Consider the following 10,411-nt stretch of genomic DNA (forward strand, 5'->3'; position numbering starts at 1 on the left):
GGCATTCTAGCGCTTTTCCCTAAGGACAAGGTAAGCGAAGCGGAAAAGCCTGGGGGCCCTTTTCCAGCGCTTGGGGTCCAGGCCCACCCTTAAAAGCCATTCCAGACCCAGCCTCTGGGCCCAGGCAGGGGGGCGCTTCGCCTCGCCGGCCAGGACGTCCAGGGTGCCCCCCACCCCCATGGCCACCTTGGCGCCCAGGTGGGGTTTGTGCCGGTGGATAAAGACCTCCTGCCTTTCCCCCATGCCCACCAGGAGGAGGTCGGGGGCCTTTTGCCGTATCTCCTCCACCACCCCTTCTTCCTCCTGGAAGTAGCCGTGATGGAAACCCACCACCTCGGCCCCCAGCCGCCTGGCCTCGGCCGCGGCCCGCTCGGCTACCCCGGGTTTTCCCCCTAGGAGGTAGACCCGGATTCGGGGAAAGCGCCGCAAGAGGGCCAGGGTAAGGTCCACCCCGGTGACCCGCTCCTTGAGGTCCAGGCCGAGGAGCCTTTTGGCGGCCCAGAGAATACCTATCCCGTCCGGGGTTACCAACTCCGCCTCGAGGATGGCCCGCCTTAAGGCCTCCTCCTTCTGGGCCCGCACGGCCATCTCGGGGTTCAGGGTCACCACCTGATGGGTGCCCTCTTCCTTCAGGAAGTCCCCGATGCGGGCCAGGGCCCCTTCCATGTCCACGGGGTCCAAGGGCAGGCCGAGGATCTCTAGCCGTTCCACGGCACGAACCTCTGGGCGTAGCGGTCCTGGGTCAGGCCGTACTCCCACTTGGGGAAGAAGCGCACCCCGGCCAGCCGGGGCACCACCGGGTCCACCCCGATGAGGCTGGCCCGGGCCAGTTCCTCCGTGCGCCCCTCCTTGTGGAGGGCCTGGCCCTCAGGGCTTTGGAAAAGGGCCTCCTGGGGGTCGGGGAAGGCCCTGAGGAGGGCGGAGGCCAGACTTAAAGGGGCATGGGGGGCCAGCTTTTTCTGCAGGAAACCCGCCGCCACCATCGCAGAAAGCAGGGGCTCGGGGGCTCCCGCAGGCCGGAGCACGAGGCCCTTTAGCGGGCGGAGGAGTTCCCAGGCGGCCTTGGCGTTACGGAAGCCCACCAGGTAAACCTCCTCCTCTCCCGGAAGAAGGCTAGCGTTCAGCGTCGGGGCCACCAGGATGGCCCGTTTTCCCTTCAGGTTCAAGCCTTCCAGTTCCACCAAGGAGAGACGGCCATGGAAACCCTCGAGGGGAAACCCCTCCACCTCGCCCAGAAGAAGGGCTTCCTTTCCCAACTCCTCCGCCAGCAGACGGGCCACCTTGGGCCCGGGGGTTACCCAGGCCTCCTCGGCCCCCTGGGCCAGGAGCTGGCTGAGGAGGCTTCCTGCGGGGAGGACCTCCACCAGCACCAAGGGTCCAGGGGCGGGCCTTAGGCAAAGGTCAACCCGGCACACCCCGCCATGATACCGTAGCCTGGGCCTATGCGGCTTAGGGACTTGGGAGAGCGGGCGCTTCTTGGGAAACTGGCCCCCATCGGTTATCCCCTGGGTGCCCCCTTGCCCCCAGGGGATGACGCCGGGGGGGTCTGGGTGGAGGGGGTGGCCTGGCTTTTGAAGACGGACGGCTTCCTCTACCGGGAGGTGGCCCTTTTGGGGATGGGGCCCTTTGCGGTGGGCTTTAGGGGGGTGGCGGCCACGGCCTCGGACCTGATCGCCAAGATGGGCAAGCCCTTGGGGTTTACCCTGGGCCTCTTCTTGCCGGAGGACCTCGAGGAGGCCTTCGCCTTGGAGCTGGTGGAAGGGGCCGCGGAGGCGGCGAGGCGGCTTGGGGCTTGCCTTCTGGGGGGGGACACCAATAGGGGCCAAGAGGTGGCCCTCACCGTTTCCGGCTTCGCCTACGCCGAGGCTCCCTTGCCCCGCCGGGCCTTGCCCGGGGACCGGGTCTATTTGGCCGGGGACCGCTGGGGCAGGACGGGGGCGGCCATTGCCGCCCACTACCGGGGTAGGGACCTAGAGGGTTTCCCTCTCATCCAAGAGGCCGCCTTTTACCCCCTGCCCCGGCTGGAGCTTCTCGGCCTTAAGGGCCTCCTGCGGGGAAGCCTGGACTCCTCCGATGGCCTGGCGGAAACCCTTTGGCAGCTTGCCGATCTGGGGGTGCGGGTGGACCTCGAGGCCCTACCCCTATACCCCGACGTCTTGGCCTTTGCGGGTGGGGAGGAGGAGGCCTATGAGCTGGTCCTCTACGGGGGGGAGGAGTTTGAAGCGGTCCTGGTGGTGCCCCGGGAGAGGGAAGAGGAGGTTCTGCTCCGGGCGCAAGGGGTGGGGCTTCCCCTCTTCTTTGCCGGCCATATAGGGGAAGGGAAGGGGGTGTACTTTGGGGCCAGGCCTGTGCCCCGAAGGGGGTACACCCACTTTTAGCCCGGAGGGGGCTTCCTGCCCTTTGGCTATACTTGACCCATGCGGGCCTTTAAGGCGCACCTCCTGGGCCTGGCGCCGTACCCCTACCAAAAGGTGGAGGCCCCGGTGAAGCTGGACCAGAACGAAAGCCCCTTTGACCTGCCCCTTCCCTTGAAGGAGGAGGCCCTAAGGCGCCTGGCCCGGCTTCCCTGGAACCGCTATCCCGAGATCCATGCTGAGGGTTTGCGAAGGAGGCTAGCCGGCCTCCTGGACTGGCCTGAGGAGGGAATCGTGCTGGCTCCTGGGTCCAACCTCCTCATCCTGGCCCTGGCGGTGGCGGCGGAGGAGGTCTTGGACCTAAGCCCCTCCTTTCCCCACTACGCCCATGCGGCCCGGATGGCGGGAACCCCCTACCGGACGCTGCCCCTTAGGGAAGGGTTTTCCCTTCCCCTGGAAGAGGCCTTGGCCTCCTTCCAAGGCGGGGTCTTCTTCTTGCCCAACCCCCACGCCCCCACCGGGACCTTGTTTGCTGAGGAGGCCCTAAGGGCCTTGGCGGAAAGGGCCAGGGAGGTGGGGGGTCTACTGGTGGTGGACGAGGCCTACCGGGAGTTCGCCGGTACCGACTTCAGCCACCTAGGCCGGGGAAACCCCCATGTGGCCCTCCTGCGCACCTTTTCCAAGGCCTTTTCCCTGGGGGGCATCCGGGCTGGATACCTGCTTGCGGCTCCGGAGGTGGCCCAGGTGGTGCGGGAGGTGCTTCCTCCCTTCGTCCTACCCGCCCATACCGGGGCCATCCTGGAGGTGGTTCTGGAGAACCCGGGGTATGTCGGGGAAGTGGTGGAAACGGTGCGCTCTGAGCGGGAGAGGGTGTATGGGAGGCTTCTTTCCCATCCCACCTGGCGGCCCCATAGGAGCCACACCAACTTCCTCCTAGTGCGCACCCCGGATGCCGCGGAGGCGTTTGGCCACCTGCTTGCCCAGGGGATCCTGGTGCGCCGGCAGGACCACTACCCCGGCCTTTCGGGATGTATCCGGGTCACGGTGGGCCTCAAGGAGGAGATGGATGCCTTTTTGAAGGCGGCCTTTGAGGTGGCGTATGCGTGAGGCTACGGTGGAGCGGGCCACGGCGGAAACCTGGGTGCGGGTGCGCCTGGGCTTGGATGGGCCCCCAGGGGGCGAGATGGCCACGGGCCTTCCCTTTCTGGACCACATGCTTCTGCAGCTTCAGCGGCATGGCCGCTTCCTCCTGGAGGTGAAGGCCCAGGGGGATCTGGAGGTGGACGTGCACCACCTGGTGGAGGATGTGGGCATCACCCTGGGCCAGGCCCTGAAGGAGGCCCTGGGAGAGGGGATGGGCCTGGAGCGCTACGCCGAGGCCTTCGCCCCCATGGACGAGACCCTGGTGCTTTGCGTGGTGGACCTTTCGGGTAGGCCCCACCTGGAGTACCGCCCCGAGGAATGGCCCCTGGTGGGGGAGGCGGGGGGCGTGAACCACTACCACCTGCGGGAGTTCCTGCGGGGGCTGGTGAACCACGGCCGCCTTACCCTGCACCTGAGGCTCCTATCCGGCAGGGAGGTGCACCACGTGCTGGAGGCCAGTTTCAAGGCCCTGGCCCGGGCCCTTCACCGGGCGACCCGGATCACGGGGGAGGGGCTTCCCAGCACCAAGGGGGTCCTTTAGGGGATGAAGGCGGTCCTAATTGACTACGGCTCGGGGAATCTTCGGAGTGCGGCCAAGGCCCTGGAGGTGGCCGGCTTCCAGGTGGCCGTCTCCTCGGACCCCCGGGCCCACCTCGAGGCCAGCCTCCTGGTCCTTCCCGGCCAGGGGCATTTCGGCCAGGTCATGCAGGCCTTCCGAAACAGCGGCTTTGTGGACAGGGTCTTGGCCCACCTGGAAAGGGGCCTCCCCTTCCTGGGCATCTGCGTGGGCATGCAGGTCCTCTACCAGGAAAGCGAGGAGGCCCCCGGGGTTAGGGGTTTGGGCCTGGTGGAAGGGGTGGTGAGGCGCTTTCCCCGGGGTCGGGTACCCCAGATGGGCTGGAACCGGGTGCGCTTTGCTGGGGCCTTCCAGGAGCTTTCGGGACGCCACTTTTACTTCGCCAACTCCTACTATGGCCCCCTCACTCCCCATGCCTTGGGCCAGGGGGAGTATGAGGGTACGCCCTTCACCGCCCTCCTGGCCAAGGACAACCTCCTTGCCCCCCAGTTTCACCCGGAGAAAAGCGGGAGGGCCGGGCTGGCCTTCCTGTCCTTAGCCCACCGCTACTTCCAGGTCCTCTAGGCGGATGAGCCTGCCCTGGGCCCCGATGGCAGTGGCGGCCAGGGCCCCGGCCAGGTTGGCCAGCCTGCCCGCCTCCAGGGGGCTCTTTCCGCTCAGAATGGCGTGGGCGAAGGCGGCGGTGTAGGCATCCCCGGCCCCCGTGGAGTCCACGATGTCCTCCACGGGAAAGGGCTCAATGAGCTCCTCCCCTTCCGGGGTGACCACGATGGACCCCAGGGCCCCCACCTTGATGGCCAGATGGTGGAAACCCTCTTCCCGGAGGCGGGCTACCCCCTCGGAAAGGGAGGAAGCCTGGGTCAGGGCCAGAAGCTCCGTCTGGTTCATGAGGAGCCAGCTCACCCCCCGGAGGTAACGCAAAAGCTCCTTGCCCGCTACCCGCACCGCCCCCGTCCCCAGATCGGCGAAGATGGGCATCTCCCGCTTGCGGGCGGCCTCGAGGACCTCCACCGCATAGCTGCGGCTGGGCCCTCCCACCAGGGCGTAGGCGGAGAGGACCACGGCGTCCGCCTGGTCTAGGAAACGGGGCTTGAAGAGGGAGGGATCCAGGTAACGGCTTGCCCCCTCGGCGCTCACCATGGCCCTTTCCCCCCCGGGCACCAAAAGGATCAGCACCGAGCTGGTGGTGTGGTCGGGGTCCTCCTGAAGGTGCCTGAGGTCCACCCCTGCCTCCCGCACCCGGGAAAGGGCCAGCTCCGCGAAGGGGTCCTGCCCCACCCGGCCCGCCAGGTAGACCCGGTGGCCCAGGCTGGCGAGCTGCACCGCCAGGGTGGCTCCGGCGCCTCCTGGTTTCATCAGGGCGCGGCGGGAAGGAACCTCCTCCCCCGGCTCCGGTATGCGCTCTACGAAGAAGAGCAGGTCCACGGAAACGTCGCCCACCACGAAAAACCGCATCTTGCCTCCTTCCCACAAGGCACAGGGTTTGCCCTTACTATAGCCCAAGGGCCCCGTTGCTTTGGGAGGAGTATACCCCGGGGTTATGAGAAGAATGTAACAAGTGGCCCCAAGAGGACGCCTCTACACCCCCTTATACCCTCTCTTCACCATGCCCTCTGGGTGTGAACATACCAGGGCCCCCACCTTGGCGAAAGCCAAGGTGGGGTGGCATTAAAAGCGCCGATCCACCACCAGGCCTCCTTCCAGCTCCCCCACCAGCTCCACCTCGTCCACCTTTAGGCCCGTGGCCTTGGTGATGGCCTCCAGAAGCCCGGCGGGCACCTTCTCCGCCTTAAGCCGAAGGACCAGCTTGTCCGTGCCCTCCAGCTTGCGTTCCACCACCACCTGGTAGCCCCTGGGGTCCAGGCCGAACCCGCCCAGGATGGGGGCCAGTTCCGTGGGGTAGAACTTTACCCCTTTCACCTTCACCATCTGGTCGGTGCGGCCAAAGACTCCCCGGGGTAGGACGGTGAGGCCTTCCCGCCTCTCGGCGATGGCCAGGTCCCCGGTGCGGAAGCGCACCATGGGCATGAGGGTGCGGCTTAGGGCGGTGACCACCAGCTCCCCCTTTTCCCCGTCGGGCACGGGCTTTAGGGTTTCCGGGTCCAACACCTCCAGCACCGCCATCTCGGGGATCTCCCAAAGGCCATCCTTGGCGGGCTGCTCCCCGGCCACGATCCCCAGCTCGCTGGTGCCATAGGCATCCAGGGCGGTGCACCCCAAAACGGCCTCCACCTTTTCCCGGAAACCGGGGACGGAGGTGAAGGGCTCGCCCCCTGCCAGAAGGAGGGCGAACCGCCCCCCCGCCTGGCCCACCTTGAGGGCGAAGGAGGGGTTGGTGACCAGCACGTCAAAGCCGTAGGCCTGGCCGATCTCGGCGATGCGGCTGGCCTCCCCGGGCCCATGGGGGAAGACCAGGTTCCCCGCCCGCCAAAGGGCTTGGTGGAAGAGCCACCCCCCGGCATACACGTGGTAGCTGAAGGCCACCAGCACCTTTTTCCCCGTGAGGCCAAGCCGCCGGTAGTGTTCCGCCAGGGCCTCGGTCTGGTAACGGAGGTCCTCCTGGGAGAGGTACTCCGGCATCCAGCCCATGAAAGGGCTCGGGGTCAGGTGCATGAGGCTGGCCCCTGTGGGCGGCCTGGGGTTTTCCTTAAGGTAGGCCACCCATTCCTCCCGGGTGGTGGGAGGAAGCTCCCCCAGGTTGTCCAGGGTGACCTCCTCCGGGTGGATTCCCTTAAGCTTCTCCCGGTAGACGGGGTGTTCCTTGGCCGCGCGCACCACCTCTTTGAGCCGAGCGTTCCGGTCCATGGATCGCCTCCTTCCGCTCCCGCAGGGAACACGGGGATTATACCCGCTCAGGAGCCTGGGCCAGGGTGAGGAGATGGGGAAGGTCCTGGGCTAGGCCTTCCCAAGTGTCCCGCCGCAAGGTGATATGCCCCACCTTCCGCCCTGGGCGCACCGCCTTGCCGTACCAGTGGAGGTGGGCTCCGGGAAGGGCGAGGACCTGGGCGAAGTCGGGTTTGTGGCCGATGAGGTTGGCCATGGCGCTATGGCCCCTGGGGGCCGTGCTCCCCAGGGGGAGGCCCAGGAGGGCCCGCAGGTGGTTTTCAAACTGGCCCGTTTCCGCCCCCTCTATGGTCCAGTGGCCCGAGTTGTGGACCCGGGGGGCCATCTCGTTGAAGAGGAGCTCCCCTTCCACCTGGAAAAGCTCCAGGGCCAGAACCCCCACGTACCCCAGGGCCTCCATGGCCTTCTTGGCGTAGGTCTCGGCCTTTTCCTGGAGGGCTTGGGAGGTCCCGGGAGCCGGGGCCAGGGAGAGGCGCAGGATGCCCTCCTGGTGGCGGTTCTCCACCAGGGGGTAAAAGGCCACCTCCCCGGTTCGGCTTCGCACCCCCAGGATGGAGAGCTCCCGGTCAAAGGGGATATGCCCCTCGAGGACCAATCCCCTTCCCCCCAGGGCCTGGAAGGCCTTAGGCGCCTCCTCCCAAGAGCCGATCCGCACCTGTCCTTTGCCGTCGTACCCGCCCCGGCGGGTCTTGAGGAGGGCGGGAAAGCCCAGGGCCCTCAGGCCCTCTTCCAGCTCCTCGAGGCTATCCACCGGGTGGAAGGGAGGGGTGGGTACCCCCAGGCCTCCCATAAAGGCCTTCTCCGCCAGGCGGTCCTGGGCCACCTCCAGGGCCTTGGGGGGAGGGAATACGGGAAGCCTCTTTGCCAAGAAGCGGGCCGCCTCCACGGGGACGTTCTCAAACTCGTAGGTGACCAGATCAAGCCCCTCGGCAAACCGCTGGAGAAGGGTTTCGTCCAGAAAATCACCCACCAAGAGCTCCCCCACCTGGCGGGCGCAGGCCTCGGGGGAGGGGTCCAGGAAGCGGAAGGAAAGTCCCAAGGGATAGCCGGCCAAGGCCAGCATCCGGCCCAGCTGTCCCCCGCCCAGGATGCCTATCCTCATCCTTCCTCCCGGGGGTCGGGGTGGGCCAAGACGGCTTCGGTCTGGGCCTTGCGGTAGGCCTCGAGGCGCTCCATCACCTGGGGGTGGGAAAGCCCCACGATGCTGGCGGCAAGCAGGGCGGCGTTCACCGCCCCCGCCTTGCCGATGGCCAGGGTGCCCACGGGGACGCCCGCCGGCATCTGCACCATGGAGAGGAGGGAGTCCAGGCCCTTTAAGGCCTTGCTCTCCACCGGTACCCCCAGCACGGGCAGGGGGGTGTGGGCGGCGGTCATCCCCGGGAGGTGGGCCGCCCCACCCGCTCCAGCGATGATCACCAAAAGCCCCCGCTCCTTGGCGGTTTTGGCGTACTCCGCCATGAGGTCCGGGGTGCGGTGGGCGGAGACCACCCGCACCTCATAGGGAACCCCTAGGGCCTCCAGGGTCTCCGCCGCATGGCGCAGGGTTTCCCAGTCAGACTTAGAACCCATGATAACGCCCACCAAAGGCCGCATCGTACCGGATTGTACCAAGCCTTCCCCCTCGTGGTAAAAGGCAGGCCATGGATGCCTTGGAACTGCTTCGGCTCAACCTCCTTTCCCCCATGGTGCTGGCCTTCGCCCTGGGGGTGGCGGCCCGGCTTCTCAAGAGCGACCTGGCCTTTCCCGAGGCCCTGTACACGGCCCTATCCATCTACCTGCTCTTCGCCATCGGGTTCAAAGGGGGGGTGGAGCTTTCCAAGACCCCCGCGGCCACCCTGCTCCTTCCCGCCTTGGCCACCCTGGGCCTGGGGATGTTCCGCCCCCTTTCCAGCTATTTTCTGGCCCGCCGCTTTCTCGCCTTAGGCCGGGTGGATGCTGGAGCCTTGGCCGCCCATTACGGTTCGGTCTCTGCGGTGACCTTTTTGGCGGCCCTCACCTTTGCCCAAGGGGTGGGCCACAGGCCCGAGGGCTTCTTGCCCACCCTGGTGGCCCTTTTGGAGGTGCCGGGTATCGTGGTGGCCCTGCTCTTGGCCAAGCGGGGAGGTGGGAACCTGGGTGAAGCCTTCCAGGAGGTCCTTACCGGGAGGAGCGTGGTCCTCCTGGTGGGAGGGCTTCTCATCGGGGCCCTTTCCGGGGAGGGGGGGATGGACCGGGTAAAACCCTTTTTTGTGGATCCCTTCTATGGGGTCCTCACCCTTTTCCTGCTGGATCTGGGGATGGTGGCGGCCTCGAGGTTCGCGGCCCTAAAACAGGTGGGCTTCCGCCTGGTCCTCTATGGCACCCTCCTGCCCATCTTCCATGGGGCTATCGGGGTGTATCTCGGGCATTGGGTGGGGCTTTCCGTGGGAGGAGCAACGGTTTTGGGGGCCATGGCCGCCAGCAGCAGCTATATCGCCGCCCCCGCTGCCGTGCGCATCGCCTTGCCGGAGGCCAATCCCAGCCTGTACCTCACCGCCAGCTTGGCGGTGACCTTTCCCTTTAACCTGGTCTTGGGCATTCCCATCTACCACGCCTTGGCCCAGTGGATGGGGGGGTGAAGCATGGACCTGGTGCCTTTGAAGCTGGTGACCATCGTGGCGGAAAGCATCCTGGAGAAGAAGCTGGTGGAGGAGATCAAGCGCCTGGGGGCCAAAGGGTACACCATCGTGCCCGCCAGGGGGGAGGGCTCGAGGGGCATGCGCAGCCTGGACTGGGAGGGGCAGAACATCCGCTTGGAGACCATCGTCCCTGAGGAGGTGGCCCTCCGCATCCTAGCCCGGCTGCAGGAGGCCTACTTCCCCCACTATGCCGTGATCGCCTATGTGGAGAACGTTTGGGTGGTGCGGGGGGAGAAATACGTGTAGGCGGGATTCAAGGCGCTTTAGTCCCCAGGCTTTCGCCGCAAAAGGGCAAGGGCAAGCAGCAGGAGGAGGACGGGCCATAGGCCAAGCGGGGAGCCTTTCCCCCACCAAGTAGGCTAGGAGCACCAGGCCTTGGGTCCAAAGAAGGCTTCCCAGGGCGGCGAGGGCCAGGTAGGGTAGCCAGGGAAAGCCCATGGCCCCCAGCAGGATGGGCACGGCGGTGCGAAGGCCCGGTACAAAGGGGGCTAGGAGCAAGGCCGGGGGGCCGAAGCGGTTGAGGAACCGGTTGGCTCGTTGCCTAAGCCTCTCCGGAAACCGCTTCAGCAGTTTGGGACCCAGGATCCGCCCCAACCCGTACCCCAGGCCATGGCCCAGGAAGCTTCCCAAAAAGAGAAGGGGAAGCAGGGGAAAGAGGCTTAGCTTTTCCTTTCCCGCCAGGGCTCCCAAGGCCAGGAGCAGGGTATCCCCTCCGGGCACGAAGACGCCTAAGGGAAAGCCCACTTCCAAGAGCAGGAGGAGGGCTGGCAATAGATACGCCCAGAGGCTCATCTCAGGAGGGTTGGACCGCCGGCTTACGCAGGGCCCAGAGGCTT

12 protein-coding genes and 1 pseudogene are annotated in these 10,411 nt (G+C 66.5%); 6 read left to right on the top strand and 7 right to left on the bottom strand.

Going from position 1 to position 10,411, the window contains the following annotated elements:
* Positions 1–6: 6 nt before the first annotated feature.
* Both Q0693_RS09270 and Q0693_RS09275 read right to left on the bottom strand, forming a co-directional pair.
* Positions 7–711 (bottom strand): WecB/TagA/CpsF family glycosyltransferase, encoded by a 705-nt coding sequence (locus Q0693_RS09270; protein WP_298631068.1) that lies wholly within the window; start codon positions 709–711, stop codon positions 7–9.
* Complete coding sequence (locus tag Q0693_RS09275; RefSeq protein WP_298631071.1) at positions 699–1,415, bottom strand: 2-phosphosulfolactate phosphatase; 717 nt, start codon at positions 1,413–1,415, stop codon at positions 699–701. The genes Q0693_RS09270 and Q0693_RS09275 overlap by 13 nt, the downstream gene beginning before the upstream one ends.
* A gap of 27 nt (positions 1,416–1,442) precedes the next feature.
* On the opposite strand from Q0693_RS09275, the gene Q0693_RS09280 reads away from it, so the two are divergent.
* The 4 genes from Q0693_RS09280 to hisH are packed head-to-tail and all read left to right on the top strand — an operon-like array spanning position 1,443 to position 4,638.
* Positions 1,443–2,378: a thiamine-phosphate kinase gene (locus tag Q0693_RS09280; RefSeq protein ID WP_298631074.1), complete on the top strand. Its 936-nt coding sequence runs from the start codon at positions 1,443–1,445 to the stop codon at positions 2,376–2,378.
* A 39-nt stretch (positions 2,379–2,417) separates the two neighbouring features.
* A complete protein-coding gene (locus Q0693_RS09285) occupies positions 2,418–3,461 on the top strand; it encodes a histidinol-phosphate transaminase (RefSeq protein ID WP_298631077.1) in 1,044 nt (347 codons plus the stop codon).
* On the top strand, positions 3,454–4,038 hold the full coding sequence (hisB, locus tag Q0693_RS09290; protein ID WP_243030088.1) for an imidazoleglycerol-phosphate dehydratase HisB: 585 nt from the start codon (positions 3,454–3,456) through the stop codon (positions 4,036–4,038). The genes Q0693_RS09285 and hisB overlap by 8 nt, the downstream gene beginning before the upstream one ends.
* Before the next feature lie 3 nt (positions 4,039–4,041).
* Positions 4,042–4,638 (top strand): imidazole glycerol phosphate synthase subunit HisH, encoded by a 597-nt coding sequence (hisH, locus tag Q0693_RS09295; RefSeq protein ID WP_298631080.1) that lies wholly within the window; start codon positions 4,042–4,044, stop codon positions 4,636–4,638.
* On the opposite strand, the gene Q0693_RS09300 is transcribed toward hisH, so the two are convergent.
* From Q0693_RS09300 to purE, 4 genes are all read right to left on the bottom strand, one after another.
* Positions 4,609–5,529, bottom strand: a complete 921-nt coding sequence (locus Q0693_RS09300; RefSeq protein ID WP_243030090.1) for a carbohydrate kinase family protein — start codon at positions 5,527–5,529, stop codon at positions 4,609–4,611. The genes hisH and Q0693_RS09300 overlap by 30 nt on opposite strands.
* Positions 5,530–5,742: 213 nt before the next feature.
* Entirely contained in the window at positions 5,743–6,879 is a 1,137-nt protein-coding gene (locus tag Q0693_RS09305; RefSeq protein WP_298631084.1) for an AMP-binding protein, read from the bottom strand.
* A gap of 37 nt (positions 6,880–6,916) precedes the next feature.
* Complete coding sequence (locus Q0693_RS09310) at positions 6,917–8,020, bottom strand: 5-(carboxyamino)imidazole ribonucleotide synthase (protein ID WP_298631087.1); 1,104 nt, start codon at positions 8,018–8,020, stop codon at positions 6,917–6,919.
* Positions 8,017–8,511, bottom strand: a complete 495-nt coding sequence (gene purE, locus Q0693_RS09315; protein ID WP_243028589.1) for a 5-(carboxyamino)imidazole ribonucleotide mutase — start codon at positions 8,509–8,511, stop codon at positions 8,017–8,019. Before purE ends, Q0693_RS09310 begins: the two co-directional genes overlap by 4 nt.
* 47 nt (positions 8,512–8,558) lie before the next feature.
* Between purE and Q0693_RS09320 the strand changes: the two genes are divergently transcribed.
* Both Q0693_RS09320 and Q0693_RS09325 read left to right on the top strand, forming a co-directional pair.
* Complete coding sequence (locus Q0693_RS09320) at positions 8,559–9,515, top strand: sodium-dependent bicarbonate transport family permease (RefSeq protein ID WP_243030093.1); 957 nt, start codon at positions 8,559–8,561, stop codon at positions 9,513–9,515.
* A gap of 3 nt (positions 9,516–9,518) precedes the next feature.
* Positions 9,519–9,821: a transcriptional regulator gene (locus tag Q0693_RS09325; protein WP_243030094.1), complete on the top strand. Its 303-nt coding sequence runs from the start codon at positions 9,519–9,521 to the stop codon at positions 9,819–9,821.
* 17 nt (positions 9,822–9,838) lie between these two features.
* On the opposite strand, the pseudogene Q0693_RS09330 reads toward Q0693_RS09325, so the two are convergent.
* A pseudogene (locus tag Q0693_RS09330) lies at positions 9,839–10,367 on the bottom strand (VTT domain-containing protein).
* Between the last annotated feature and the right edge of the window lie 44 nt (positions 10,368–10,411).

Origin of the sequence: uncultured Thermus sp., assembly GCF_938010445.1 — a bacterium.
In the GTDB taxonomy this organism is placed as follows: Bacteria; Deinococcota; Deinococci; order Deinococcales; family Thermaceae; genus Thermus; species Thermus altitudinis.

Bases quoted from the DNA above. Each gene is read 5' to 3' on its own strand.
- Q0693_RS09280 (WP_298631074.1), top strand. From the start codon at position 1,443: ATGCGGCTTAGGGACTTGGGAGAGCGGGCGCTTCTTGGGAAACTGGCC.
- Q0693_RS09285 (WP_298631077.1), top strand. From the start codon at position 2,418: ATGCGGGCCTTTAAGGCGCACCTCCTGGGCCTGGCGCCGTACCCCTAC.
- hisB (WP_243030088.1), top strand. From the start codon at position 3,454: ATGCGTGAGGCTACGGTGGAGCGGGCCACGGCGGAAACCTGGGTGCGG.
- hisH (WP_298631080.1), top strand. From the start codon at position 4,042: ATGAAGGCGGTCCTAATTGACTACGGCTCGGGGAATCTTCGGAGTGCG.
- Q0693_RS09300 (WP_243030090.1), bottom strand. From the start codon at position 5,529: ATGCGGTTTTTCGTGGTGGGCGACGTTTCCGTGGACCTGCTCTTCTTC.
- Q0693_RS09305 (WP_298631084.1), bottom strand. From the start codon at position 6,879: ATGGACCGGAACGCTCGGCTCAAAGAGGTGGTGCGCGCGGCCAAGGAA.
- Q0693_RS09310 (WP_298631087.1), bottom strand. From the start codon at position 8,020: ATGAGGATAGGCATCCTGGGCGGGGGACAGCTGGGCCGGATGCTGGCC.
- purE (WP_243028589.1), bottom strand. From the start codon at position 8,511: ATGCGGCCTTTGGTGGGCGTTATCATGGGTTCTAAGTCTGACTGGGAA.
- Q0693_RS09320 (WP_243030093.1), top strand. From the start codon at position 8,559: ATGGATGCCTTGGAACTGCTTCGGCTCAACCTCCTTTCCCCCATGGTG.
- Q0693_RS09325 (WP_243030094.1), top strand. From the start codon at position 9,519: ATGGACCTGGTGCCTTTGAAGCTGGTGACCATCGTGGCGGAAAGCATC.